This is a genomic window from Brachybacterium muris, from assembly GCF_016907455.1.
In the GTDB taxonomy this organism is placed as follows: Bacteria; Actinomycetota; Actinomycetes; order Actinomycetales; family Dermabacteraceae; genus Brachybacterium; species Brachybacterium muris.
Map to the genome: position 1 here is coordinate 2157854 of NZ_JAFBCB010000001.1, position 24375 is coordinate 2182228.

The 24375-nt window shown below is 66.3% G+C and carries 27 protein-coding genes and 1 other annotated feature; of the genes, 18 read left to right on the top strand and 9 right to left on the bottom strand.

Annotated elements, in window-relative coordinates; genetic code table 11:
* Positions 1-130: 130 nt before the first annotated feature.
* The 4 genes from JOD52_RS09955 (at position 131) to JOD52_RS09970 (ending at position 6319) form a co-directional block, all read left to right on the top strand.
* Positions 131-1165, top strand: a complete 1035-nt coding sequence (locus tag JOD52_RS09955) for an IS30 family transposase (protein ID WP_204409742.1) — start codon at positions 131-133, stop codon at positions 1163-1165.
* Between the two features lie 30 nt (positions 1166-1195).
* Entirely contained in the window at positions 1196-2515 is a 1320-nt protein-coding gene (locus JOD52_RS09960) for a P-loop ATPase, Sll1717 family (protein WP_204409744.1), read from the top strand.
* Between the two features lie 140 nt (positions 2516-2655).
* Entirely contained in the window at positions 2656-5406 is a 2751-nt protein-coding gene (locus tag JOD52_RS09965; protein ID WP_204409746.1) for a class I SAM-dependent DNA methyltransferase, read from the top strand.
* A gap of 28 nt (positions 5407-5434) precedes the next feature.
* Positions 5435-6319, top strand: a complete 885-nt coding sequence (locus JOD52_RS09970; protein ID WP_204409748.1) for an RNA-binding domain-containing protein — start codon at positions 5435-5437, stop codon at positions 6317-6319.
* 39 nt (positions 6320-6358) lie between these two features.
* Here the strand turns inward: JOD52_RS09970 and JOD52_RS09975 are convergent, their stop codons facing one another.
* Both JOD52_RS09975 and istA read right to left on the bottom strand, forming a co-directional pair.
* Entirely contained in the window at positions 6359-7105 is a 747-nt protein-coding gene (locus JOD52_RS09975; RefSeq protein ID WP_338124028.1) for an ATP-binding protein, read from the bottom strand.
* A complete protein-coding gene (istA, locus tag JOD52_RS09980; protein WP_204408388.1) occupies positions 7102-8664 on the bottom strand; it encodes an IS21 family transposase in 1563 nt (520 codons plus the stop codon). Before istA ends, JOD52_RS09975 begins: the two co-directional genes overlap by 4 nt.
* 114 nt (positions 8665-8778) lie before the next feature.
* Here istA and JOD52_RS09985 point away from each other — a divergent pair, with 114 nt between their 5' ends.
* Positions 8779-9225, top strand: a complete 447-nt coding sequence (locus tag JOD52_RS09985; RefSeq protein ID WP_204409751.1) for a hypothetical protein — start codon at positions 8779-8781, stop codon at positions 9223-9225.
* Positions 9226-9259: 34 nt separating this feature from the next.
* On the opposite strand, the gene JOD52_RS09990 is transcribed toward JOD52_RS09985, so the two are convergent.
* The 4 genes from JOD52_RS09990 to JOD52_RS10005 form a co-directional block, all read right to left on the bottom strand.
* The gene (locus tag JOD52_RS09990; RefSeq protein WP_204409753.1) at positions 9260-9898 is read right to left on the bottom strand and encodes a recombinase family protein; all 639 of its coding nucleotides are present in this window, start codon (positions 9896-9898) and stop codon (positions 9260-9262) included.
* 1 nt (position 9899) lies between these two features.
* Complete coding sequence (locus JOD52_RS09995; RefSeq protein ID WP_204409755.1) at positions 9900-10130, bottom strand: hypothetical protein; 231 nt, start codon at positions 10128-10130, stop codon at positions 9900-9902.
* 307 nt (positions 10131-10437) lie between these two features.
* Positions 10438-10839, bottom strand: a complete 402-nt coding sequence (locus JOD52_RS17055) for an arsenate reductase ArsC (RefSeq protein ID WP_338124131.1) — start codon at positions 10837-10839, stop codon at positions 10438-10440.
* Positions 10840-10981: 142 nt separating this feature from the next.
* A complete protein-coding gene (locus JOD52_RS10005) occupies positions 10982-11347 on the bottom strand; it encodes an ArsR/SmtB family transcription factor (RefSeq protein ID WP_204409759.1) in 366 nt (121 codons plus the stop codon).
* 81 nt (positions 11348-11428) lie between these two features.
* Here JOD52_RS10005 and arsB point away from each other — a divergent pair, with 81 nt between their 5' ends.
* From arsB to JOD52_RS10055, 10 genes are all read left to right on the top strand, one after another.
* Positions 11429-12520, top strand: a complete 1092-nt coding sequence (arsB, locus tag JOD52_RS10010; protein WP_275579100.1) for an ACR3 family arsenite efflux transporter — start codon at positions 11429-11431, stop codon at positions 12518-12520.
* A gap of 23 nt (positions 12521-12543) precedes the next feature.
* Positions 12544-12972 carry an arsenate-mycothiol transferase ArsC gene (locus JOD52_RS10015; RefSeq protein WP_204409761.1) on the top strand — a complete coding sequence of 143 codons (429 nt, stop codon included), beginning with the start codon at positions 12544-12546 and terminating at the stop codon, positions 12970-12972.
* A 194-nt stretch (positions 12973-13166) separates the two neighbouring features.
* A complete protein-coding gene (locus JOD52_RS10020; RefSeq protein WP_259850779.1) occupies positions 13167-14141 on the top strand; it encodes an arsenic resistance protein in 975 nt (324 codons plus the stop codon).
* A gap of 208 nt (positions 14142-14349) precedes the next feature.
* Complete coding sequence (cmtR, locus tag JOD52_RS10025; RefSeq protein WP_204409763.1) at positions 14350-14721, top strand: Cd(II)/Pb(II)-sensing metalloregulatory transcriptional regulator CmtR; 372 nt, start codon at positions 14350-14352, stop codon at positions 14719-14721.
* Positions 14718-16757, top strand: coding sequence for a heavy metal translocating P-type ATPase (locus tag JOD52_RS10030; protein ID WP_204409765.1), 2040 nt, complete (start codon positions 14718-14720; stop codon positions 16755-16757). Before cmtR ends, JOD52_RS10030 begins: the two co-directional genes overlap by 4 nt.
* Positions 16754-17401, top strand: coding sequence for a DsbA family protein (locus JOD52_RS10035; RefSeq protein WP_204409767.1), 648 nt, complete (start codon positions 16754-16756; stop codon positions 17399-17401). The genes JOD52_RS10030 and JOD52_RS10035 overlap by 4 nt, the downstream gene beginning before the upstream one ends.
* Positions 17394-18017 carry a vitamin K epoxide reductase family protein gene (locus JOD52_RS10040; RefSeq protein ID WP_204409769.1) on the top strand — a complete coding sequence of 208 codons (624 nt, stop codon included), beginning with the start codon at positions 17394-17396 and terminating at the stop codon, positions 18015-18017. Before JOD52_RS10035 ends, JOD52_RS10040 begins: the two co-directional genes overlap by 8 nt.
* A 54-nt stretch (positions 18018-18071) precedes the next feature.
* Positions 18072-18671 carry a TlpA family protein disulfide reductase gene (locus JOD52_RS10045; protein WP_204409771.1) on the top strand — a complete coding sequence of 200 codons (600 nt, stop codon included), beginning with the start codon at positions 18072-18074 and terminating at the stop codon, positions 18669-18671.
* On the top strand, positions 18668-19507 hold the full coding sequence (locus JOD52_RS10050; RefSeq protein ID WP_204409773.1) for a cytochrome c biogenesis protein CcdA: 840 nt from the start codon (positions 18668-18670) through the stop codon (positions 19505-19507). The genes JOD52_RS10045 and JOD52_RS10050 overlap by 4 nt, the downstream gene beginning before the upstream one ends.
* Positions 19508-19838: 331 nt before the next feature.
* Positions 19839-20669, top strand: coding sequence for a C40 family peptidase (locus JOD52_RS10055; RefSeq protein ID WP_204409775.1), 831 nt, complete (start codon positions 19839-19841; stop codon positions 20667-20669).
* 111 nt (positions 20670-20780) lie between these two features.
* Here JOD52_RS10055 and JOD52_RS10060 read toward each other — a convergent pair whose 3' ends face one another.
* A complete protein-coding gene (locus JOD52_RS10060; protein WP_204409777.1) occupies positions 20781-21713 on the bottom strand; it encodes a cation diffusion facilitator family transporter in 933 nt (310 codons plus the stop codon).
* A complete protein-coding gene (locus tag JOD52_RS10065) occupies positions 21713-22087 on the bottom strand; it encodes an ArsR/SmtB family transcription factor (RefSeq protein ID WP_204409779.1) in 375 nt (124 codons plus the stop codon). Before JOD52_RS10065 ends, JOD52_RS10060 begins: the two co-directional genes overlap by 1 nt.
* A 223-nt stretch (positions 22088-22310) precedes the next feature.
* On the opposite strand from JOD52_RS10065, the gene JOD52_RS10070 reads away from it, so the two are divergent.
* Positions 22311-22940 (top strand): copper resistance protein CopC, encoded by a 630-nt coding sequence (locus JOD52_RS10070; RefSeq protein WP_204409781.1) that lies wholly within the window; start codon positions 22311-22313, stop codon positions 22938-22940.
* A gap of 132 nt (positions 22941-23072) precedes the next feature.
* Here JOD52_RS10070 and JOD52_RS10075 read toward each other — a convergent pair whose 3' ends face one another.
* Complete coding sequence (locus tag JOD52_RS10075) at positions 23073-23741, bottom strand: cytochrome c oxidase assembly protein (RefSeq protein ID WP_338124132.1); 669 nt, start codon at positions 23739-23741, stop codon at positions 23073-23075.
* Here JOD52_RS10075 and JOD52_RS10080 point away from each other — a divergent pair.
* Positions 23628-23936 carry a transposase gene (locus JOD52_RS10080; protein ID WP_204409786.1) on the top strand — a complete coding sequence of 103 codons (309 nt, stop codon included), beginning with the start codon at positions 23628-23630 and terminating at the stop codon, positions 23934-23936. The genes JOD52_RS10075 and JOD52_RS10080 overlap by 114 nt on opposite strands.
* Positions 23897-24028: a sequence feature (AL1L pseudoknot), on the top strand. Its footprint overlaps the gene before it by 40 nt.
* Positions 24014-24355 carry an IS3 family transposase gene (locus JOD52_RS10085; protein ID WP_204409788.1) on the top strand — a complete coding sequence of 114 codons (342 nt, stop codon included), beginning with the start codon at positions 24014-24016 and terminating at the stop codon, positions 24353-24355. (Overlaps the previous feature by 15 nt.)
* The last annotated feature ends 20 nt before the right edge of the window (positions 24356-24375 follow it).

A 24375-nucleotide genomic window follows, 5' to 3' on the forward strand; every position in this document is an offset into this window, starting at 1 on the left:
TCTCGACCCTTTTCCTGGGCAGGAAGGGGACTGGCAAGAGTGCCGCGATGGAGCAGGCCACACGAGGGTGGTGTCATAGCGTCGAAGCAACACTCCCGGTCGGCGGGGGTCTGATCGGTGGAGTGTGCGGATGGCGCGGGTGGGGTTGTCGTTCAGTGACAGGTCGGAGATCTCGACGGCCTCGAAAGCGGGCTGGTCGGTGCGGAGGATCGCCCGTCATCTGGGGCGTTGCCCGTCGGTGATCTCGCGGGAGCTTCACCGGAACTCGACGAAGACCCGCGGCTACCAAGCCGTGACCGCAGACGTCAGAGCGCAGCGTCGGCGGGCTCGCCCGCAGCAGCGGAAGGTCGCTCGGGATCCGGTGCTGCAGGCGAGGGTGGACGCCGACCTGGCCGCGTCCTGGACGCCGAATGAGATAGCGGGCCGGTTGCGTCTGGAGGCCGCAGACCCGACCGTTGAACGCATGGCGAACTCTCCTGACGCACGCGGCCGCACCGTCTCCGGTGAGGCGATCTACCAGTACATCTACGCAATCCCGAAGGGTGAGCTCGCCCGCAAGGGCATCTTCCTGCAGTCCAAGCGGACCAAGCGCCGACCACGTACGACCGGGCGGACGCGCGGTGGCCCAATCGTAGGTATGGTCCCGATCGCGGAGCGAGGTGAGGACGCCGCCCAGCGTCGGGTGCCGGGGCACTGGGAGGGTGACCTGATCATCGGGAAGAACGGCACCTCGTGCGCGGCGACGCTGGTGGAGCGGATGAGCGGGTTCACCGGGCTGCTGGCCCTGCCCTCGAAACACGCCGAGCCAACCGCTGACGCGGTCATCGAGTTTTTCAACGACCTGCCCGAGATGATGAAGGCATCGTTGGCGTGGGACCAGGGCAGCGAGATGGCCCAGCACGCGAAGGTCTCCCTGGCCACGGCGATGCCGGTCTACTTCGCCGATCCCCACTCGCCCTGGCAGAGGCCCAGCAACGAGAACACGAACCGGCTCTACCGGGAGTATCTGCCCAAGGGCACGGTGATCCCCGATCACCAGCCCTACCTCACCACCATCGCCGAGGAGATCAACAATCGACCCCGCCGCCGACTGGGCTATCTCACGCCCACCGAGGCATTCGCTCGACTGCTCGCCGGCGAGCCCCATGTTGCTTCGACGCCTTGACATCGCCGAGTGCTATCGCGAGAAACCGGAGTGCTCACCGTTGCCCTCAAGCCTGCTTCCTATGAAATACAGGGGATGCTCCAGGCCGCAGAAAGCATGTCAACTTCTTCGGAACTCTCATACTTCTTTATAAATCTTTGGCGACATCTCCTGTACACCGAGATCGCGTTTTCGGCCATAGAAGCCGTACGCTCTCAACCCTCTAGCGTAGAGGCCATAGGCCAAGTCGAAGACCTCGAGTCGTTCCTCGTTTCGATGAACGTCGATCCGCAAGCGGACTTCTCGGCTCGAATGGAAACGCTCATTGAAAGGCTAACCCTTGGGGAGTCGACCACTATCAACCAAGCGGCAATCGCCGAGTCCCTCAAAGTATCGAACCTAGCCCGCATCCTTACTCTTACAAAAAGGATTCTCGCACCCCAGTCCAGAGTCTCTGTGCTAATTGACAATTTGGATAAGGCTTGGGAGCCAGATAGTGAGCTGACGGACGTCTCACGCTTCCTGCTTAGCCTCATCGACGCCAGCCGGGACCTGGAGCGAAAGTCTGCACAGTCGAGGTCCGGCGAACCAAGCGTCACCTTCAATACAACCATTTTCCTGAGGCAGGACATCTTCGACGCCATCCGAAAGCGCGTGGCCGAACCAGACAAGCTGCCGATTGAGACTATCGAATGGCGGGACCAAGAGCTTCTTATACGCGTCCTCGAGGAGCGCTACCTTGCGAAGCGTCGAGGTGGCCGCAGTAAATCCGGAGACGTCTGGAAAGAGCTGTTCCCACAGGAGGTTAATGGACTTTCAGCCCGCGACTACTTCCTCTGGCGCTCACTTCCAAGACCGCGAGATCTCATTCATTTTGCAAATCTGTGCCTTTCGACGGCTATTAATCGAAATCATTCGCTTGTCACCCAGGACGACGTCGCGACCGCCGAGAGCGTTTACTCGCGGTTTGCAGTCGACGCTCTAATCGTGGAGAGCGCTTCGGAAGGCATGCCTGTCCAGGAAACTGTCTTGAACCTGGGTGGCCTAGAGAGCACAATTCTGGCGAGCGATATTTCCGTGATATTTTCAGAGCTTTCGAGCCCGGATGATATGCTTGAATGGCTCATTCGGACCTCATTCCTAGGGGTAGAAGTAGGGCCGGGCGAGTTCCGCCATGTTGAGGGATCTGCGGAAGCTCGCACACATATGGCCCTCGCAAGCCGCTTCGCCACCAAGCGTGGCGCCGAACCCCGATACAGAATTCACCCGGCCTTCCGCCCGCATCTACAGATTCGCGACGACGATTTGCATGACGGATTGGTTACAGACGTTACTCTCGGCTATCCGGAGGTTTCACATTCACATCCCTGAACGGTCGTGGTGTCGCGGCGAGTCTTGGAAGTAACTAACGCGTGAAGACTGGGGCACCCCGATCCGACTGACGGGTTTGCCGGACGAAGCCCCTGTTCCAATTTTCCACTGCCCGGTCCTCCATCTGAGAAGATGAAGCCATGAGCCAGAAGCCTCTTGTTTTGTCTGACGTCCGCTCGCGAGCCGGGGCGTTCGTGGCGCAGTGGCGTGAAGCAGAGGGTTACGAGCGCGGGGAAGCCCAGTCCTTCGTCCGGGATCTGCTGCGCGTCTTCGGCATCACCCGCTCCGGCGCGGCCCTCTACGAGAAGCGCGCCCAGCGCGCCTCCACCGGCGGCCAGGGCTACATCGACGCGCTGATCTCCGGCACCGCCCTGATCGAGATGAAGTCGACGGGCGCCGACCTCGCCAAGGCAGAGGCACAGGCGCTGGACTACATGGAGTCCCTGACCGAGCACGAGCGGCCCGACTTTGTGATCACCAGCGACTTCAAGCACTTCCGGCTGCTGGACCTCGCCGCCGCCTCCCCCGAGACCGAGCTGCTGGAATTCCCGCTCGAGGAGCTGCCCGCGCACGCCGAGGATCTGATGTTCCTCGCCGGCTACCGGCGCGCGAAGTTCGGCTCCATCGAGCAGGAGACCGCGTCGATCAAGGCCGCGCAGCTGATGGCCAAGCTGTACGAGCACCTCGAGGCCACCGGGTACGACGAGCACCAAGCATCGATCTTCCTGATCCGCACCCTGTTCTGCCTGTACGCCGACGACTCCGGACTCTGGGAACGCGACCTGTTCTCCCGCTACATCGAAGAGCGCACCAGCGAAGACGGCTCCGACCTCGGCGCGCAGCTGACCACGCTCTACCAGGCCCTGAACAAGCCCGAGGACAAGCGGTACGGGCGCGACGATGACCTGATCCAGGCGTTCCCCTACGTCAACGGCTCAGTGTTCGGCGAGGCCGTCGAGATCCCCTACTTCGACCGAGCCTCCCGCGAGCTACTGCTGCAAGCCGCGTACTTCAACTGGTCCAGCATCTCCCCCGCGATCTTCGGCTCCCTGTTCCAGGCCGTGAAGTCCAAGAAGGCCCGCCGCGAGCTCGGCGAGCACTACACGACCGAGACCAACATCCTCAAGGTCATCCGGCCCCTGTTCCTCGACGAGCTCGAGGACCAGTTCACCAAGGCGCACGCCAAGAAGCGCGAGCTGGAGAAGCTGCTCGAGCACCTCGGGTCGCTGTCGTTCCTGGACCCGGCCTGCGGATGCGGGAACTTCCTAATCATCGCCTACCGCGAGCTGCGCGCCCTCGAGCTACGCATTCACGAGCGCCTCCAGCAGCTCGACCCGTCCCGGGCTCAGCTGTCCTTGGATGCCGGCGATCGCGTGCACGTGAAGCTGTCGCAGTTCCATGGAATCGAGCTCGAGGAGTGGCCGGCCACCATCGCCCGCACCGCGATGTTCCTGGTCGAGCACCAGGCCAACCAGGCCGTGAACCTCACCCTTGGCTACGCGGTGCCGATGCTGCCCCTGCAGGACTCTGCCCGGGTCACTGTCGGTAACGCGCTGCGCTGCGACTGGACCGCCATCTTGCCTGCCACGCCGAGGACGTACGTGATGGGAAACCCCCCATTCCTCGGGCACGCAACCCGCACCCCCGAGCAGGCGCAGGACTTACGCGACGTCTGGCAACGCAAGGACATCGGGCGCCTCGACTACGTGACCGGCTGGTACCGCAAAGCCCTCGACTTCTTCGGTGACGTGGACGGCCGCTTCGCCTTCGTCTCGACGAACTCGACCACCCAGGGTGAACCCGTCCCCGCACTCTTTGGCCCGATCTTCCGGACCGGTTGGCGCGTCCGCTTCGCGCACCGCACTTTCGCTTGGACCAGCGAAGCCCCCGGTGCCGCGTCGGTCTACTGCACGATCGTCGGCTTTGATCGAGACACCAAGCCCGCGCCGCGGCTTTTCACCTACGAATCGGTGAAGGCGGAGCCCGCCGAGATGCCGGCGTCATCGATCAACGCCTACCTTGTTGACGGCCCCAACGTCCTGGTCGAGCAACGCCGAACGCCGCTGAGCCCCCAGCTGCCTCCGGCATCGATGGGAAGCATGCCCCGGGACGGAGGGCATCTGATCATCGAGAAGGACGAATACGAGGGAGTCGCCGCCGATCCCATCGCCGCGAAGTACATCAGGCAGTTCATAATGGGCAAGGAACTCATCCACGATCTGCCCCGCTGGTGTCTGTGGCTCGTCGACCTCGACCCCGCCGACGTGAAGAAGTCCCCTGTCCTCACCGAGAGAATCGCTGCTGTCCGGGCGTTCCGGCAGGCAAGCTCTGCCGCCTCGACTCGTGCAATGGCCGCCACGGCGCACCTCTTCGGCCAAAGGTCACAGCCAGACGTGGACTACTTGGCGATACCCCAGGTTTTCAGTGAACAACGATCCTTCGTGACCGCCGCACTTAAAGGGGCAGAGATTGTCGCAGGAAACAAGGTGTATAAGTGCGAGGATCCCGATGGCTTTGCGTTCGGGATCATCAGCAGCTCCATGTTCATCACCTGGCAGAAGGCAGTTGGTGGACGCATCAAGAACGATCCGGCGTTCTCGAACACGCTGACCTGGAACAGCTTCCCGCTCCCCGAGGTTAGCGACGCAGAGCGCCAGTCGATCATTGAAGCTGGCGCCCGCGTCCTCGAGGCACGAGCGAAGCATCCGGAGCGCACACTTGCTCAGCACTACGCCGAAGGCTTCATGGACACGGACTTACTCAAAGCTCATGCGGCACTGGACCGAGTCGTTGATCGGCAGTTCTCTCAACGCAAGTGCGAAACGAACGAGCGTCGTGCACAGCTGCTCTTCGAGCGCTACGCCCAGCTCACCACCAGCAAGAAGTACTGACCCACTCACCAGCCCGGAGGTCACCACGGTGCAGCACTATCTCGGTCCTGGACGGCCGCTGACAATTCTTGACACCTGGGACAAGGTGCGTGCGGCCTCCGAAGGGGGACTTCTCGCGGAGAACCAGTGGTGCGAGCTGAAGGAGGCGATTGGCCCGTCGACTAAGGCAGTCAACACTGAGCTGGCCCGCGACATCGCTTCTCTCAGCGTCCACGGCGGCATCCTCATTTTCGGGGTGAAGGACAAGACCTACGAGGTCGTGGGGTGCGAGACCGACGGACTACGGGATCGAATCTCCCAGGTGGCGGCAACAAGGATCTCCCCTCCCCTTGTGCCAGTCGTTCTGGATGACGTCCATGGCCCGGACGGCCGCAACGTCCTGGTTGTCTCCGTGCCGCCATCCCAGCTCGCGCCACACATGGTGGACGAGCGGTACTACGGGCGCTCTGCCGACGGCAAGCGCGTGCTCTCTGACCCCGAAGTGCGAACCCTCATCCTCGCGCGAGACCAGCGTACCCACGGCTTCATCGAGCGCCTGAAGGGACTCGCACTGAACGACCCGATCGACCAGCTGGTTGAAGAAGCCCCCACCGGGCACGGCCACGCCTTCTTCCTCGCAGAGCCCTGCTCTCCCGTCCCGTCGGAGCGTATCGACCAACATAAGCTCATCGAGATCCTTCTGAACCTGGACTACGGAAAGCGCGGAATGACGTCCCTGCTCGGTGACTGCACCTACGCCGGCAACGATCCGGACGGGCTAAGTCTGCGCACCGGACATAGGAAGGTGCGCGCAGAGTATGAGCACCGAGAGGCTCAGATCAGCGTGCATGACAACCTCATGAGTATTCGTAGTCGTGGGAGCCACCGAATCTTGCTCTTGGGGACCGCCGATCGTGCCGACGGGGGCCAGTAGCCGCCGCGGTGGGGACCACTGGCTCCCGCCGGCATCGGGTCACTGGGGCAGTGCGGTGTGTTCTCGCATGTTCCTGTCGCCGGTGTCGATCCAGATTGTGTTGTGCACGATGCGGTCCATGATCGCATCGGCGTGGACTGCTCCACCGAGCCGGGCGTGCCAGTCCTTCTTCGGGTACTGGGTGCAGAACACGGTCGAGCCGGTGTCATAGCGGCGCTCGAGCAGTTCCAGCAGCATCGAACGCATTCCCTCGTCAGGATGGTCCAGCAGCCACTCGTCGATCACCAGCAGCGAGAACGTGGAGTACTTCCGCAGGAACTTCGTCTGGCCCTGCGGCTTGTCCTTTGCCAGGGCCCAGGCCTCTTCGAGGTCGGGCATTCGGATGTAGTGGGCTCGGAGCCGGTGCTGGCAGGCCTGCTTCGCCAGCGCGCAGCCGAGGTAGGACTTCCCTGAGCCGGTGAAGCCCTGGAAGACCACGTTCTGTTGCCGCTGGATGAAGGAGCAGGTTGCCAGTTGCGCGATCACGTTCCGGTTCAGTCCCCGTTCCTCGACCAGATCCAGCCGCCGCAGGTCCGCTCCGGGATAACGCAGCCCCGCCCGGCGGATCAGACCCTCGACCTTTCCATGATTGAAGATGGAATGCGCCTCGTCCACGATCAGCTGGAGCCGTTCCTGGAACGACATCCCCAGCACGTGAGCCTCATCCTGGGCATCGATCGCGTCCAGCAGCGCGGTCGCGCCCATCTCGCGCAGCTTCCGCTTCGTGTCGTTATCGATCACGCTCACCGGACACCTCCGGCGTAGTAGTCGGCGCCACGGACGTATCCGCCGTCTTCCGCGGGTTCCTCGCGGGGTGGACGCAGGGCGGCGACCTTGTCCTGCCCGGTGGCCAAGATCGGGTGCAGATGCGCATAGCGCGGTGAACGGACCCGTCCCGTCAGCGCGAGTGCGCAGGCCGCCTCGACCCGATCTACGGAGAAGCGGCGAGAGAGCCGTAGCACCGCCAACGCGGGATCCAGGCCCTGTTCCACGATCGGCACGGACTCGAAGATCCGCTGGATCACGATCACCGTGGCCGGCCCGACCCGATCTGCCCACGCCCGCACCCTCTGCGCGTCCCAGGCCTGGAAACGCTCGCCCGCAGGTAGGTCCGCGTCGTTGGTGCGGTACTCATTGCTCGCGGTCTCCGGGAGCAGCAGGTGACTGGTCAGTCGCTGGCTGCCCTGATAGATCTCCAGCGTCCGGGCCGTGATGCGCAGATCGACCTTCGCGCCGATGTGCGCGAACGGCGCGGAGTAGAAGTTCCGCGCGAACGTGACGTGCCCGTTCCTGCCCACTCGTCGTCCGTAGTGCCATGTCGAGATCTCGTAGGGCACCGCCGGCAGCGGCGTCAGCAGCGGCCGCTCCTCCGCGTCGAACACGCTGGCGCGGGATCCGGGCCGCTTCTGGAACGGCTCCGCGTTATAGGCCTCCATCCGCTGCCCGATGGCGGCTGCAAGTTCGGGCAGGGACGTGAATCGCTGATCCCGCAGCCCGGCGATGACCCAGGTCGCGACGTGCGCGACGGTGTTCTCCACGCTCGCCTTGTCTTTCGGTTTCCGCACCCTCCCCGGGAGCACCGCCGCCGAGTAATGCGCTGCCATCTCGCGATACGCATCGTTCAGGACGATCTCGCCCTCGCGGGGGTGCTTCACCACACCGGTCTTGAGGTTGTCCGGAACGATCCTCGGGACCGTCCCGCCCAGCGCCTCGAACATCGCTACGTGCGCTCGCAGCCAGGACTCCTGGCGCATATCCAGCGCCGGGAAGCAGAACGCGTAACGAGAAAAAGGCAGGCAGGCAACGAACAAGAACACCTTCGAGACCTCGCCGGTGACCGGATCGGCCAGCTCCATCGTGGGGCCGGACCAGTCGACCTCCACGCTCTGGCCGGCCTTGTGACCGACTCTCGAAGCGGCACCGGTGACCATGACGTGGTGCTGGTAGGTGCGGCAAAACCGGTCATACCCCATCGCCGGATCCCCAGCCGCCGTGGTCGCGTCGAAGTACTCGCCGTGCAACAGCTTCAGCGTCACGCCGACCCTGGCCATCTCTCGATGGACCTGTTCCCAGTCCGGCTGTGCGAACACGCTCTCGTGCTCGCCCCGGCCCGGGAACAACCGGGCATACACCTGCTCATCGGCGACGTCCGCGATATCGCCCCACCCGATCCCTGCAGCGTCAGCGGCCTCGAACACCGCCCTCACGGACTTGCGGGACATGCCCTGCGAGGACGAAATCGCTCGCCCCGACAGACCTTCTGCGCGCAGCTGGAGCACCAGCTTCGCCCTGATCTTCCGTACCATTCCAGATTGCTCCTTCCGCCGCGTGCCCTATACACACGGCGGAAGGAGCGTAGACAGAGCGGCCCCAACGACACCACTGGTGGTCCCGAACGACGCCACCGCTACGGCAGCGACGTGGCACCCGAACCCTCGATCAGCGGACCCCAGCGAGGCGAATATTCACTCACGATCACCGCCGCGAGCGGGGGCGCGACACGAAGGATTGAGAATCGATCCAGGGAGATGCGACTCGTGGCGCTTACGGGAACGATGGCCCAGTTCGCAGCCCAGTTCATTGAAGCACTCCGTGAGATTTCCCTAGCCCAGGGGTACCAAGGGCAATGGCAGGTCGGCGTGCATCTGAATCACCTGCGGGGAGCAGCCGGGTACGAAGATTTCTCCTCCGGCAGTGCGCCGGAGTTTCCACAAGACTCCTGCACCCACCACGTTGTCATCCAGCCGACGGCATGGGACGCTCCGCAGACACAAATCGAGGCGGTCGCGGTCGAACTGCTGGCCAAGTATCTTCGAGGGCTGGGTCGAAGCGAGTGGTCGTTCAACCGCCTACTGCAGCAGGTCTAAAGAGCCCTCGTTAGGCAAGGCGGCCCGTCGAGCCTCAGTCAGCAGCCAGCGGTAGCGTCGGCGTATCGAGGTATCGGTACAGCGTGGATCGGCTGATGCCGTGCTCACGCGCTATCTGGGCTTTGGGCGTGCCGGCGAGGACGGCGTTGCGGACGGAGCGGATCTGGTCGCTCTCGAGGCTGCGGGGCCGGCCCTTGTAGGCGCCGCGCTTTTTCGCGGCAGCGATGCCCTCGGCCTGGCGCTGCCGGATGAGCTCGCGCTCGAACTGCGCGAAGGCGCCCATCATGTTCAGCTGGAACGCAGCCATCGGGTCCGACTGTCCGGGCTCGAAGGTAAGTCGCTCCTTGAGGAACTCGACGCTCGCTCCCTTCTTGGGATGCTGCTCGGTGTGCTCGGCAGGGTCGCCGGTGATCTGCTGGACGATGTCGTTGAGGTCGATGACCGAGCGGGCGAGGCGGTCCATGGACGCGACGACGACGTGGTCGCCGCGGCGGACGTGCCGGATCAGCGCCTGCAGCTGTGGGCGGTCCGTCGCGCTCTTGCCGGACTGCTTCTCGGTGAAGGTCTGGTCGCACTCCCCCACCGCTTCGAGCTGCCGCGCGAGGTTCTGCCCCGCCGAGGAAACACGAACATAGGCGACTCGCTGTCCGTGAGCCCTCTGCTTGGCGGGCACCTCAGCGCTCCTGCTCTGTCGACTGTCGGCGCGCTAGAACCTGCGAGATGTAGGTGGCAGAGACGTAGACGATGCCGGCGACGACGAAGAGCGCCGCGATGGCGATCGAGGCGGGGCTCCGCGTGAGGGCGAAGGCGAGGAGTAGCGCCAAGACAGGCACCGGGAGCACTAAAGCCGTGAGGCGGAAGCTCCGCCGGAACGGAGTCAAAGAGGTCTGATGTGTCTCATTCATGTCGTAGACCCTAGCCGAGACATGTGCCAAAACGTGAGAACGGGCCTTGTGGAACAGCGACGATGCCTCGGCGACAGGTGTAGCGTTTGGGTATACCCAGTGCGACAGATGTGTCGCAAAAGTGCGCCTTCGGGCCCTATTGGGAACCGTAAACGACCGGTGAGTAACTGTCCTGCTGAGGTGCCCCAGTTCGGCACGCAACGTGCGGCGCGGTGCGTGCCACCTTTCGGTGTGTCAGTCTTCAGCTGCCAACAGGGCGACCGGGCCCCGTTAGCGTCACCTGATTTGGGGTTGTTCGTCGTGGCGGTCAGCTGCGTGGAGTCGGGGCGGGGAGTATCTCGGTGAGCAGGTGGCGGACGCGGGTGTCGATCTCGTCGCGGACTGCGCGTGCTTGTTCGAGTGTGCTGTCTGCGGGGTCGCGGAGGTCCCAGTCTTCGTAGCGTTTGCCGGGGTAGATGGGGCAGGCGTCGCCGCAGCCCATGGTGATGACAACGTCGGCTGCGCGGACGACATCGTCGGTGAGGGGCTTGGGGAACGCGGAGCCCAGGTCGATCCCGATTTCTCGCATGACTTCCACGGCGCGTGGGTGCAGCGCGTCGCTGGGGGTGGAGCCGGCGGAGCGGACGTGCACTCGACCGGCAGCGTGGTGATCCAGCAGTGCGGCGGCCATCTGGGAGCGGCCTGCGTTTTGGACGCACACCAGCAGCACTTCGGGGACGGCGTGCGGGGCGGCGCCCTTGGACTGTGCGAGTGCGGTCAATCGGTCTCGGGCGAGCGGCCGGCGTTGTGGACGCAGACGAACAGGACGCTGGGACGTGCGGTCATGGGAGCCTCCCGACCGGGGGTGAGGTTCAGGCGATGTCGAGGAACGCGCGGAGTTCGGCAAAGGCTGACGGGACGACGGAGTAGTGGGCCCAGCGGCCGTTCTGCTCGCGCGTGAGCAGGCCGGCGTCGACAAGCTTCTTCATGTGGTGGCTGACGGTTGGCTGACTGATGCCGAGCGGCTCGGTGAGATCGCACGCGCAGACCGACTCACAGCCCTGGGCGGCGACGTGGGAGAGGAGCCGGAGGCGTGTGGGGTCGGACAGCGCCTTGAACAGGGAGGCGATCCTCTCGGCGTCGACGGTGTCGACCGGACCTGCGGACAGCGAGCAGCACTCCTCAGAGCCGGTCCTCGCCGCGGATCCGGTGGCTGTGGCGTCGGTCGTCGTGGCCATGCCCTCACCTTACATTGACAGTCATCGATGTCGGGCATAGCGTACGCATCGATAACCGTCGATGGAAGGAACATAGCCCTGATGAGTACGACCACCAAGGACGTGGAGCAGCCGCGCGTAATGAAGGAGATGTCCTTCCTCGATCGCTGGCTCCCGGTATGGATCCTGGCCGCCATGGCCGTGGGACTCCTGCTGGGGAGGTTCGTCCCCGGCCTGAACACCGCACTGGAGGCGGTAAAGATCGGATCCGTGTCCCTCCCCATCGCGATCGGACTGCTGGTGATGATGTACCCGGTCCTGGCGAAGGTCCGCTACGACGAGACCCGGAGAATCGGAGCTGACCGACGCCTGCTGGTGACCTCCCTGGTGCTGAACTGGCTCGTCGGACCGGCACTCATGTTCGGCCTCGCGTGGATCTTCCTTGCCGACCTGCCGGAGTACCGGACCGGCCTGATCATCGTGGGCCTCGCGCGCTGCATCGCGATGGTGCTCATCTGGAACGACCTCGCCTGCGGCGACCGCGAAGCTGCCGCCGTGCTGGTCGCGATCAACTCCGTCTTCCAGGTGATCGCCTTCGGTGCCCTGGGCTGGTTCTACCTCCAGGCGCTGCCGTCGTGGCTAGGGCTGCCGACCACGTCGGCCGAATTCTCGATCGGCGCGATCGTCCTCAGCGTGCTGATCTTCCTCGGGATCCCCCTGGTCGCCGGCTTCCTGACCCGCATCCTCGGGGAGAAGGCGAAGGGTCGGGCCTGGTACGAGGAGCGGTTCCTCCCGAAGATCGGCCCGTGGGCGCTGTACGGGCTGCTTTTCACCATCGTGCTGCTGTTCGCTCTCCAAGGCGACGCGATCCTCTCCGCCCCGGGAGACGTGGCCCGCATCGCTCTGCCGCTGCTGGTCTACTTCGTGGTCATGTTTCTGGGGTCCTTCCTGCTCGGACGGGCGATCGGCCTGAATTACGCCAAGTCCACGACCGTCGCGTTCACCGCCTCGGGCAACAACTTCGAGCTCGCCATCGCCGTCGCCATCGGCACCTTCGGCGTCACCTCCGGCCAGGCCCTCGCCGGTGTCGTCGGCCCCCTGATCGAGGTCCCGGTCCTCGTCGCCCTCGTCTACGTCGCCCTCGCGATGGGCCGCCGGCTCTTCCCCGGCGACGCGACCGTTCCCACCCGATGAACCAGCAGAGAGATCGAGTCACCATGACCGCGAAACGCCCCGCAGTCCTGTTCGTGTGCGTGAAGAACGGCGGCAAGTCCCAGATGGCTGCGGCCCTCATGCGCCACCACGCCGGCGACGCCGTCCAGGTGCACTCCGCCGGTACCCGCCCCGGTACGGCCATCAACGCCCAGTCCGCCGCGGCGATCGCGGAAGTCGGCGCGGACATGTCCTCCGCTGTGCCCCAGCCGGTCACTGCCGAGCTGCTGCGCAACGTCGATCGGGTGATCGTCCTCGGGGATGAGGCTGTCATCGAGCCCGTTGCGGGGATGACCGCGCCGGTGACCACCTGGCACACCGACGAGCCCTCGACGCGCGGCATTGAAGGAGTGGAGCGGATGCGCCTGGTCCGCGACGACATCGACCGCCGCGTCCGTGCGCTCCTGGCCGACCTCACACAGTCCTCGGCCTGACCCGGTGAGCGCGTCCTCGCCACCCCGGACAAGAAGATCTGCATCGTCGGCGTGAAACGCTATGGGCGGCCGCCGAACCAGCGTGTCGCCGCCTGCCCGGACAGCGGCGCCTCGTGCCGCAGCGAATGCGTCCTCCTGGACGAGCGCCACCAGCCCTGCACATCCCGTGACGCTGCTGAAGGAGCACCCCGACTGTGAACCGCCTGGTCTCCTGGTGGGACGCCCACCAGATCGCGCTGTACCTGGCCGCGATGGCGGCCGGCGCCGCTATCGGGCTGGCAGCTCCCGGGCTCGCGCCGACGTTGGAGCACTCCATCGAGCCGGTGTTGATGCTGCTGCTGTTCGCCACGTTCCTGGGTGTGCCGCTGATCGAGGTCGGGCAGGCCTTCCGTGACCGGCGGTTCCTGGGAACGGTGCTGGTGGCGAACTTCGCGATCGTGCCGCTGCTCGCCTGGGCACTGTCCCGGTTCGTCGCCGACGATCAAGGGCTCCTGCTCGGCGTGCTCCTGGTGCTGCTAACCCCATGCATCGACTACGTCATCGTCTTCACGGGCCTCGCGGGGGGAGCGCGCGCGAAACTCCTGGCCGCTGCGCCCTTGCTGATGCTCCTCCAACTGGCGTTGTTGCCGCTGCACCTGTTCGCCTTCGCGGGCCGCGAGGTCGTCGGGGTGATTGACGTGGCCCCGTTCGCAGAGGCGTTCTTCCTGCTGATCGTGGTGCCGCTGACCGCGGCAGCGGCCGTGCAGGCGCTGGCGCGCCGACACCGGTCGGGCCGAGCCATCGAGGGGGTCATGGCGGGGGCCATGGTGCCGCTGATGATGCTCACCCTCGCAACTGTGATCGGTTCCCAGATCGCTGCCGTCGGCTCACAGATCGGGACCCTCGCGCGGCTCCTACCCCTGTATGCAGGGTTCGTGGTCGCGGCCGTCTTCATCGGTTTCGCGGCCTCGAGGGTCACGAGGCTGGATACCGCCTCGACGCGGGCGGTGATGTTCTCGGTCGCCACCCGCAACTCCCTGGTGGTCCTTCCCCTCGCACTGGCCCTCCCCGATGCCCTGGCGATCGCGCCACTCGCAGTCGTCACCCAGACCCTGGTCGAACTCATCGCCATGGTCGCCCTGGTCCGCATCGTGCCCGCCATCGTTCCGAGCACAACGGCTGTGCCATAAACCGGTGTGTAGGGCGCGGGAGCTTTCGCTCTTCTGGTCCGAGTAGTTGTGCAGCGTCGACCAGGGCTCCGGCGCCTCGCCCTTGAGGCGCCCGGGACGGGAGCAGCAGGAGGCTGTTGGTCACCCGGCAGAGAGGGCTGGGTGTGGATCGACGCGACTGGGTTCCCCTGATGCACTGTGCAGTCAGCCAAAGCTGTATGGTCACTGCATGCTGACTACAGCTCCTCGTCGTGACGTGATGAACCGGCTGGGGCGGGCGATGGCCGATCCCACGCGCTTTCGCATCTTGTTGTCGTTGCTCGAGCAGCCCGGATACCCGGCTGCTTTGGCCGCGGAACTGGATCTGACGCGTACGAACGTCTCCAACCATCTCGCGTGCTTGCGGGGGTGCGGGATCGTGGTCGCCGTTCCGGAGGGGCGGCGGACGCGTTACGAGATTGTCGACGCGCACCTGACGAAGGCGCTGAGCGCTCTGGTGGACACGGTGCTCGCGGTGGATGACGACCGTGCCTGTGTCGACGAGTACTGCGATGTGCCCTTGTGCTGCCAGCGTGGCGCAGCCATCGAGGTGACGCGATGAGCGATGAGTGCTGCGGCCCCGTGAAGACCCCTGCCCCGGTTGAGCCCGCGATCGAGGACGCCTGCTGCGGGAGCACTACTCCGGCCGTCGCATCCGAGGGGATGGAGGTCGAGCAGCCCACGCCCTGGTGGCGTGATCGGGCGCTGCTGCTGCCGATCGCCTCGGGAGTGCTGTGGGTGGCTGGTCTGCTGCTGAGTTGGGCCGGCGCCGAGACGGCCGCGCTGAGCGCGCACGTGCTGGCACTGGGGGCGGGGGCCTGGACTTTCGTTCCCGGCACACTGCGGCGCCTGGTGCAGGGCCGGGGGCGGGGCCGGCTCGGCGTGGGCTTGCTGATGACGCTCGCCGCGCTGGGGGCGGTGCTGCTGGGCCATGTCGGGGAGGCCGCAGCTCTCGCGTTCTTGTTCTCCCTCGCTGAGGCGCTCGAGGACCGGTCGATGGATCGCGCGAAGCAGGGGCTGCGCGCTCTGTTGGCCCTGATCCCCGAAACGGCCCGGGTTGCTCGAGCTTCGGGCCCCGAGGTCGTCCCGGCCGCGGAGCTCCGCCGGGGCGATGTGCTCCTGGTCGGTGCCGGCGATCGGGTCGCCACGGACGCCGTGGTGATCGAGGGGCGCTCCTGGATGGATACCTCGGCGATCACGGGCGAATCGATCCCGGTCGAGGTGGGCCCCGGAGACGAGGTGCATGCGGGCTCCGTCAACGGCGCCGGGTCGGTGCAGCTGCGGGCCACGGCCGATGGTCGCGACAACTCGCTGACCCAGATCGTGCGCCTGGTCGAGCAGGCGCATGCCGCCAAGGGGGAGCGGGCGCGGCTGGCCGACCGGATCGCGCGCCCCCTGGTGCCCGTGGTGCTCGTCGTCGCCGCCCTGGTTGCACTCCTGGGTATCGTCACCGGTGATCTCCTCCTCTGGATCGAACGGGCGCTGGTGGTGCTGGTCGCTGCCTCGCCCTGTGCGCTGGCGATCGCGGTACCGGTCACGGTGATCTCCTCGATCGGTTCGGCGAGCAAGCTTGGCGTGGTCATCAAGTCCGGAGCCGCCTTCGAGCAGCTGGGAACGGTCCGCACCGTTGCGTTCGACAAGACCGGGACCCTGACCCGTAACGACCCGCGCGTGGTGGACGTCGCCACCGCTCCGGGACGCAGCCGGGAGGATGTCCTGGCGGTGGCCGCCGCGCTCGAGTCCGGCAGCAGCCATCCGTTGGCTGCGGCCATCGTCGCGGCGGCCGACACCAGTGCGGAGGCCACCGCCGTTCAGGAGACCCCGGGGCACGGCATCACCGGGCAGGTCGGCGGGCGATCGGTGCGGGTGGGGAACCCGCGCTGGATCGCTCCGGGCGAGCTGGCGGCCCGCACGCAAGAGATGGCCTCCCGCGGCATGAGTGTGGTGCTGGTCGAGGTGGACGGTCGGGTGATCGGTGCGATCGGGGTGCGCGATGAACTGCGTGCCGAGGCCGCCGAGACCATCGCTGCGCTGCATGCGCAGGGGATCCGGACTGTGATGCTGACCGGCGACAACGCCCTGACCGCCCGCGCGATCGCGGCCGCGGCCGGCATCGACGAGGTCCATGCCGAGCAGCTGCCCGCGGACAAGGCCGCCCATATCCGGCGCCTGGCCGCGCAGACGCCGACCGCGATGATCGGCGACGGCATCAACGACGCCCCGGCCCTGGCCTCGGCCACCGTGGGTATCGCGATGGGAGTCACCGGCACGGCCGCCGCCGTGGAGTCCGCCGATGTCGCTTTCACCGGCACCGACCTGCGCCAGCTGCCCGCCGCTCTCGCCCACGCCCGCCGGGGCCGCCGCATCATGACCGGCAACATCGCCCTGGCCCTGGCGATCATCGTCATCTTGTTCCCGCTGGCCCTGTTCGGCGTGCTGGGACTGGCCGCGGTCGTGCTGGTCCACGAGGTCGCCGAGGTCGTGGTGATCGCCAACGGCATGCGGGCCGCCCGCACCCGCGGCAGAGCCCTGCAGGGGCCTGTCATGTTCGTTGGGCAGGATCAGCCCGACCCCGCCCCCGTAGGAGGCCGCGCATGAGCCGCAGCACCAAGTTCACCCTGGGACTGATCGCGGTGACCGCCCTGATCCTGACCAGCTTCGTCCTGTTCCTCAACCCCGAGGAAGACACCCCCACGACAGAGCCAGGCAGCACTGCTGCTACGGCGCAGCTCGTGCGCGAGGACAGCCCCCGACTGTCCGAGGAGGGGGATGTCGTCTTCGTGGAGTTCCTGGACTTCGAGTGTGAGGCCTGCCTGGCGCTGTACCCCACGATCGAGGAGATCCGCGCCGAGTACGGCGACCGGGTGACGTTCGTGGTGCGGTACCTGCCGCTGCACGCCAACTCCGTCGAGGCCGCGCAGGCAGCGGAAGCGGCCCGCGACCAGGGCCAGTTCGAGGCCATGTACAAGGCGCTGTTCGACAACGCGACGCAGTGGGGCCACCAGGAAACCTCCCAGCGCGAAGCGTTCTTCTCCTACGCCGAGGAGCTCGGCCTGGACATGGAACGGTTCGAGCAGGTCTACGACGACCCCGCCACCCTCGAGCGCATCCAGCAGAGCGCCGCCGACGCCGAGGCACTCGGCGTGACCTCGACGCCCACCTTCTTCGTCGACGGCCAGCGGCTCGAGCCCACTCGCATCGAGGACCTCACCGACCCCCTCGATAACGCTCTTAATGGCTGAGAGCCCCACCGCAAAGACCTCCCGACGCACCGATCCTCCGCGCGGGCTCGGGGTGCTGTTCACCGCGACCGGAGCGATCGGCCTGGTGATGGCCGTGGTGCTGCTGGTCGAGAAGATCGCGCTGATCGAGGACCCCACCTACGTGCCCACCTGCAGCCTCAACCCGGTGCTCTCCTGCGGATCGGTGATGGACACCCCCCAGGCGGCGGCCTTCGGGATCCCCAACCCGATCCTCGGGATCGCCGGCTTCACGGCCGTCCTCACCCTGGGTCTCGCCTTCCTCGCCGGGGCCCGCCTGGCGCGGTGGATGAGCGTGCTCATCCAGGTGGGCGTGACCTTCGCCGTGCTGTTCGTGCACTGGCTGATCGGGCAAAGCCTGTACGAGATCGGGGCCCTGTGCCCGTACTGCATGGTCGTCTGGGCCGTCACGATTCCCCTGTTCTGGCTGACCACCCTCCACCACCTCCGCCCACTGACCGCCAGCCCCACCCCCGCCGTCCGGCGCACCATCGGCCTCCTGGTGGAGTTCCGCATCACCATCCTCGTGGCCTGGTACCTCGTGATCCTCGCGCTGATCACCATCCGGTTCTGGGACTACTGGTCCACCCTGCTCTAAGCCGCGACGGCGCTGCCATCCACCCCGACTGCACCCCGCTCGAAGGAGTCACCCATGCGAGGCCCCACCCGGCGCCACGTCCTGTACGCCACCGGCCTGCTCGCCGCGACCGGTCTGTCCACTGCCTGCGGAAGCACCGACACCACCGACCGCTACGACGCCGACAGCGCCGGCTACGTCTCAGGCAACGGCGTGACCACGGAGATCGCGCCCGCTGACCGGGCTGACCCTGTCGAGTTCTCGGGCACCACCTACGACGGCGACGCCTTCACCGCCAGCGACCACCGTGGCTCCGTGCTCGTGGTCAACGTCTGGTACGCCTCCTGCCCGCCCTGCCGCGTCGAGGCGCCGGACCTCCAAGCCATCCACGAGGAGTACACCGACCAGGGAGTCTCCTTCATCGGCATCAACCTGCGCGATGAGAAGGGACCCGCCCAAGCCTTCGAGGCGAACTACGGGATCACCTACCCCTCCCTGCCCGACCTGCAGTCCGAGATCATGTACCAGCTGCGCGGGCACGTCGCCCCCAACGCGGTCCCCACCACACTCGTCCTGGACCATGACGGGCGCGTCGCAGGACGGGTCTCCGGGGCCATCAACCCCTCCATCCTGCGCTCGATGCTCGACGGCGTCCTCGACGAAGGAGCCGCGTGAACAGCGGCGGGCTCGCCGAGGCATTCCAGTCCATCGCCCTGTCCGGCTCCCTTCTGCTGGCCATCTCGGTGGCCGCAATCGCGGGGCTGATCGCATTCCTCTCGCCCTGCGTCCTACCCATCGTGCCCGGGTACCTCGGCTACGTCTCCGGACTGGCCGGACAAGGCCCCACCACCCTGCCACTGGGCAACAACCCCGGGACCATTAGGAAACCGTCGCACCCGGGTCACCGGAATCGGGCGGGAACGGGACGAATGCTGAGCGGCAGCATGTTATTTGTTGCCGGATTCACGATCGTGTTCATGGCGCTTGGCGGATTCGCGGGCGCGATGGGCTACCTGCTCCAAGCTCATGCCGTCTGGATTAACCGCGTCGCCGGCCTCGTTGTCATCTTTATGGGACTCATCTTCATGGGAGCCCTGCCGCGATTTACAGGAAATATCCAGGTATCGAGAAGGCGTCCGGACGCAGGCCTCCTCGGGGCCCCGCTGATGGGGTTCGTCTTCGGCCTCAGCTGGACCCCGTGCATCGGTCCTACCTACGCCGCGATCATCGCCCTCTCCCTGGATGCCGGCGCGGACAGTGGCTCTGCCACCCGGGGGGCCCTCCTTGCGCTGGCCTACTCGCTAGGGCTGGGCATCCCCTTCGTGCTCAGCGCCCTCCTGCTGAACAGGGCCATCGGAGTCAGCAAGGTCCTGGCACGACATCGCCGTCTCCTCGGGCTCCTCTCCGGGGCGCTGCTCATCGCGATCGGGCTGCTGCTCCTGACCGGGCTGTGGGCCTCGTGGATGATGCAGCTACAAGGCTCCATCGCCACGTTCCAGCCCGTGGTGTGACTCCTTCACCAGCACACCCGCGCCCTCGGCGGCGCGTCCCCGCGGTCCGATCCGGCCCAGCCCCGGCCGTGACCTCCACCCCACCGCGATGCCTGGACAAGGTAAAGAGCGAGTACGGGTCGGTTGGGTGCACCTGCCCATGGTTCAAGAGCGGGTGAAATCTCCGCGCGCAGTCACTCATGACCGCATTTCTGGGAGGTGGGGATCGGTACGGTGGAGGCACGGGCGGCGCGAAGGAAAAGCTTTCAGCTTTGCTCCTGCTACCTGCGCAGCCGTGACGTACTGATCATATTCCCTCGAATTGTCTCGGGGGTGTTCCCGGAGAGAATTTATGGCTACGAGCAATTCCCATCGCGCGGCCGGCCGCGCTGTCACCCCCTTCCGCCACAGCGGCCGCGCCCTGCGCGGTACCGGGGGCGCCGCCATCCTCGGCACCGTCCTGCTCGGCTCCGCGTTCGCAGGCGGCGCCGCGCAGGCGGCGCCCACCGCCCCGGCTACTGCGCCGACCCTGACCGCGCAGGCAGCCGCGCCGGCAACCCCCGCGCCCATCCACACGCTGTCGTCTGCTGAGAAGCTTCGCTGGGGTTCCCAGGGGTCCTCCGTGAAGCAGCTCCAAGCCGCGCTGAATGAGGAAGGCGCCTCGCTGGCCGTCGATGGGAAGTTCGGCCCCCGCACCCACAGCGCGGTGAAGGACTACCAGCGGACCAACGGCCTGCAGGTTGACGGTGTGGTGGGCCCCGAGACGCGCGGCGCCCTCAATGGCGGGGGTCTCTCCATCGGGGGCACGGGCACGTCGGTCCCGACGCCCTCCACCTCCTCCTCGGGCAGCGTCGGGCAGAGCATTGTCGACGCCGCTCGCACCCAGATCGGCACCTCCTACTCCTGGAGCTCGAGCAGCCCGGGGGTGGGCTTCGACTGCTCGGGGCTGACCCAGTACGCCTACAAGCAGGCCGGCATCGATCTGCCGCGCACCTCCGGCCAGCAGGTCAACGCCGGTACCTCGATCTCGAAGTCCGCGGCCCAGCCCGGCGATCTGGTGGTTTGGCCCGGTCACATCGGCGTCTACGCCGGCGGCGACAAGGTTGTCGATGCGGGCCGCTCCGCGGGCGCCGTCACCGAGCGCACGATCTGGGGATCGCCCACCTTCATCACCTTCCGCTGAGCACCAGCGACACCGACGGGGCGCGGACCACCGGGAGGCGGTCCGCGCCCCGTCTCGTCTGTGTCGGGCTGCCGCCCCCGGGGGGGCAGGGGGTGCGCAGCTCGGTGGGGGTTAGGTGTGGAGGCTGCCTGCGGCTTCGCGTTCATGCACGGACGGGCTCTCCAACTGGATGGTGGCGTGCTCGATCGCCACCGGGAAGTGTGTTTTGACGCAAAGGTGGACGTCTTCGAGGATCCGCAACGCGTGGGCGGATTCGAAGCACTCCTCGCTGACCACGACGTGGGCCGAGATGATGGGCAGGTTACTGCCGATCGCGGAGGCATGCAGGTCGTGAACGTCCTGGACGTGATCGAGGGCGAGGATGTGCTCGCGAACTTGATCGAGATCGACCCCCTGGGGGGTGTACTCCATGAGGATATGCACAGTCGCGCGCAGGATCCGGAACGCTCGGGGCACGATCAGCGCCGCGATGAACAGCCCTGCCAGAGCGTCGGCCTGCTGGAACCCGGTGAACTGGATGACCAGCGCGGCCGTGATGACGCCGAGTGATCCCAGGGCATCGTTGAGGACCTCGAGGAACGCGGCGCGCATGTTCAGGCTAGAGTTCTTCCCCCCGGCCAGGACGAGGATCGCAGCGATGTTCGCGATCAGCCCGATCACCCCGAAGGCGAGCAGCTCCCCGGAAGGGACCTCGGGGGGCTCGGTCAGCCGCGAGATGCCCTCGATGGCTGTATAGGCTCCCACCACGATCAAGAGGGTGGCCTGGGCCAGGGCGGCCAACACTTCGATGCGGGCGAATCCCCAGGTGCGTTGGCTGCTGGCCGGGCGCAGCATCATGGTCGCCGCGATCAGGGCCACCAGCAGCCCCGAGGCATCGACCAGCGCGTGTGCCGTGTCAGTGAGCAGAGCAAGGCTTCCGGTGACGACACTGCCGAGGGCTTGCGCGAGCACGATGACAGACGTAATACCAAACGCGATCGCCAGGCGAACCCGGGCCGTTCCCGGTGAAGCATGGTGGTGGGAGTGCTCTTCCTCGCTCGCCATCACAGCTCCCCGTCCTCGAGCTCAGCGTGGTCACGGTGGGCTTTGAGGGAGAGCGACGCTCCGGAAGCGGCCAGCAGCGTCTCCGCGGTCTCCAGCAGGTCCGTGAGCCGGACCGGATCAGCCAGGGCGAACCAGGAGGCCCGTCCCTCAGTGCGCACGGTGACCAGACCACAGTCACGCAGGCACGTCAGGTGCTTGCTCACGGTGGACTGCGCCAGGTGCATGTGATCTACGAGGTCACGGACCCGGTGCTCACCGCTCGAGAGGTGCTGAAGGAGGGCCAATCGAGTGGGCTCGGACAGGGCATGGAACAGCGCAGCATGGCCGTCCGCGACCTCAAACGGAGCGTTCTCCACCATCGGAATCATCGTCATGTGCCGATAGTATCGTCATCGAGAGATGTTGCAAGGGGTGGTGTCCTCAGCGGCAGCGCGAGCAGGGGCGCGCCCCGGTGCGGAGCCAAGGGCCAGCCCAGGGCCAGCCCAGGGCGACTCGCAACTAGACTCAATGCGCCCCGCGGGCAAGACCATCGTGGTCTTGCGAGGGCACGAGGGAAGGGGAGTTGCGACAGTGGACGCAACGATGAGTAGACGTGCGGTGCTGACGCAGCGAACGGTGCTTGCCAGTGTGATCGGGTTCCTTGCAGCGGTGCTCGTTCCGCTTGCCGTGCCGATGCTGCTGCCGGTGGCCTCCGCGCACGACACCCTGATCTCCTCGAGCCCGGCCACGGGAGAGAGCCTTGAACAGGCCCCGAAAACCCTCGAGCTCACCTATAGCGACGAGGTGCTCAACCTCTCTCCCGTCGTGCGGCTGTCCAACTCCGCGGGGGAGGAAATCTTCACGCAGACCCCCGCGGTCTCCGGTAACACCGCCTCGATCGACCTTCCTGCGCTCCCTGCCGACAGCTATCGAGTGCAGTGGCGTGTGGTCTCTTCGGACGGCCACCCCATCGAGGGCACCGTCGATTTCACCGTCACGGTCGGTGCCGAGACCACCGACGACGCAGACACCGCCACCGACCCTGCGTCGCCGACCGCCGCAGCAGACTCCCCGCAGCCCGAACCGACGCCGGCGGATCAGGCGGAGTCCTCGCCAGCCGAGCAGGAGGACAGTGGACTCCCGTCGGGCATGGTCCTCGCTGGAGCCACCTTGCTGCTGCTGGTGGTGGTCGTCCTGCTGGTCCTGCGCACGACGCGCCAACGCGCGGGGCGGGGTCGCGACCACTGACATCCTCTAGGGGCCAGCTCCTAGAGGATGTGTAGGCCCTCAGGACCTATCGACGCCCGGCCCCGCGACCATGGGCCCCTCCGCGTGCTTCCGGTCTCCGGGGGGGCGGGCGGACTGTCCGCACTCGGCACGTCACCCGGCGTTCGCGCCCGCATCGCTTGGTCTGGGCGCCGCTTCGTGAGGGTCGGAGGGGTCCTCGGTGCCGCGGCGACGCTGGCGCAAGATGGCGAGGCTATGCACACCTGCCAGCACGAGCAGTACCGCACACAGAACCAAGCCCCCAAGACGCTGATCTCCGAGTGCATCCGCGCCCCAGTCCCGTCCCATGGCGCCGAACCAGTCGTCCTGCACGACCTCGCGAGACAGTGCGAGGGTGAGCGCCAGCCCGGCCAGCACGAGGGTTCCGGCCATCGCGGCGATCGACCGCTCTACCCAGGACAGAGTGCCTCCGCCGAGCGCCCTGCCTTGCACCGGTAGCGCCAGTGCAACGCCGCCGACCACCGCAGTGCAAAGCACCACCAGCCGCCCAGGTGCGGTCTCCAGTCCCATCCGCAGTGCCGGCGTCAGGTAGATCGCCGCGAAGCTGACCGCACCAAACAGCGCCAGCACCACCGGATGAGTAAGCCTGAATCGTCCGGGGTTTGATAGAGGGTGAGCCAGACATCCTGGAAGGACCCCCTGATCACCATGGCCAACTACAAGTACCCCGTCGAGCTGCGGGAGCGAGCGACCCGCCTGGCCGTCGAGGCCCGCCGCGACCCGGCGACACGCATCGGCGCGATCGCGCGGATCGCGAAGCAGACGAACGTGCACAAGGAAGCGCTGCGGAACTGGGTCAGCAAGGCAGAAGCCACAGACATCCCGACCGAGGCGGTGGACGCCGAAACGCGGATTCGTCAGTTGGAGGCGGAGAACCGTGAGCTGCGCCGCTCGAACGAGATCCTGAAGTCCGCGACGGCTTTTTTCGCGGCGGAGTTCGACCGCCCACAGAAGTGATCGTCGCCTACATCGACGAACAAAAAGACACGTGGGGGATCGAACCGATCTGCCGAGTTCTCACCAAAGAGCTCGATGTGAAGATCGCCCCGCAGACCTACTATGCGGCCCGCAGCCGACCTCCCTCGGCTCGCAGTGTTCGTGATGCCGAATTATCGAAGGAGATTATGCGCATTCATTCTCATCCACGAATGCGGGTCTACGGGATCCGGAAGATTCATGCGCAGCTCGTCCGCGAGGGCATCGCGGTCGGCAAGGGCAGAGTCGAGCGACTGTGCCGTTCCCTCGGCATCCGCGGCACCGTACGGGGCAAGTACCCGCGCACCACGAAGCCGGCCCCGGAGACCGGCCGCCCCTTGGACCTCGTCCAGCGGGAATTCACCGCGACCGCCCCGAATCAGCTATGTGAGTATTCGTAGTCGTGGGAGCCACCGAATCT

What these genes read in the sequence shown, in the direction of transcription:
- JOD52_RS10060 (WP_204409777.1), bottom strand. Translation starts at nt 21,713, where the DNA reads ATGGCGAGCGAGGAAGAGCACTCCCACCACCATGCTTCACCGGGAACG.
- arsB (WP_275579100.1), top strand. Translation starts at nt 11,429, where the DNA reads ATGAGTACGACCACCAAGGACGTGGAGCAGCCGCGCGTAATGAAGGAG.
- istA (WP_204408388.1), bottom strand. Translation starts at nt 8,664, where the DNA reads ATGGTACGGAAGATCAGGGCGAAGCTGGTGCTCCAGCTGCGCGCAGAA.
- JOD52_RS10035 (WP_204409767.1), top strand. Translation starts at nt 16,754, where the DNA reads ATGAGCCGCAGCACCAAGTTCACCCTGGGACTGATCGCGGTGACCGCC.
- JOD52_RS10045 (WP_204409771.1), top strand. Translation starts at nt 18,072, where the DNA reads ATGCGAGGCCCCACCCGGCGCCACGTCCTGTACGCCACCGGCCTGCTC.
- cmtR (WP_204409763.1), top strand. Translation starts at nt 14,350, where the DNA reads ATGCTGACTACAGCTCCTCGTCGTGACGTGATGAACCGGCTGGGGCGG.
- JOD52_RS09995 (WP_204409755.1), bottom strand. Translation starts at nt 10,130, where the DNA reads ATGAATGAGACACATCAGACCTCTTTGACTCCGTTCCGGCGGAGCTTC.
- JOD52_RS10005 (WP_204409759.1), bottom strand. Translation starts at nt 11,347, where the DNA reads ATGGCCACGACGACCGACGCCACAGCCACCGGATCCGCGGCGAGGACC.
- JOD52_RS09955 (WP_204409742.1), top strand. Translation starts at nt 131, where the DNA reads ATGGCGCGGGTGGGGTTGTCGTTCAGTGACAGGTCGGAGATCTCGACG.
- JOD52_RS10055 (WP_204409775.1), top strand. Translation starts at nt 19,839, where the DNA reads ATGGCTACGAGCAATTCCCATCGCGCGGCCGGCCGCGCTGTCACCCCC.
- JOD52_RS09965 (WP_204409746.1), top strand. Translation starts at nt 2,656, where the DNA reads ATGAGCCAGAAGCCTCTTGTTTTGTCTGACGTCCGCTCGCGAGCCGGG.
- JOD52_RS10065 (WP_204409779.1), bottom strand. Translation starts at nt 22,087, where the DNA reads ATGACGATGATTCCGATGGTGGAGAACGCTCCGTTTGAGGTCGCGGAC.
- JOD52_RS10080 (WP_204409786.1), top strand. Translation starts at nt 23,628, where the DNA reads ATGGCCAACTACAAGTACCCCGTCGAGCTGCGGGAGCGAGCGACCCGC.
- JOD52_RS10030 (WP_204409765.1), top strand. Translation starts at nt 14,718, where the DNA reads ATGAGCGATGAGTGCTGCGGCCCCGTGAAGACCCCTGCCCCGGTTGAG.
- JOD52_RS10015 (WP_204409761.1), top strand. Translation starts at nt 12,544, where the DNA reads ATGACCGCGAAACGCCCCGCAGTCCTGTTCGTGTGCGTGAAGAACGGC.
- JOD52_RS10040 (WP_204409769.1), top strand. Translation starts at nt 17,394, where the DNA reads ATGGCTGAGAGCCCCACCGCAAAGACCTCCCGACGCACCGATCCTCCG.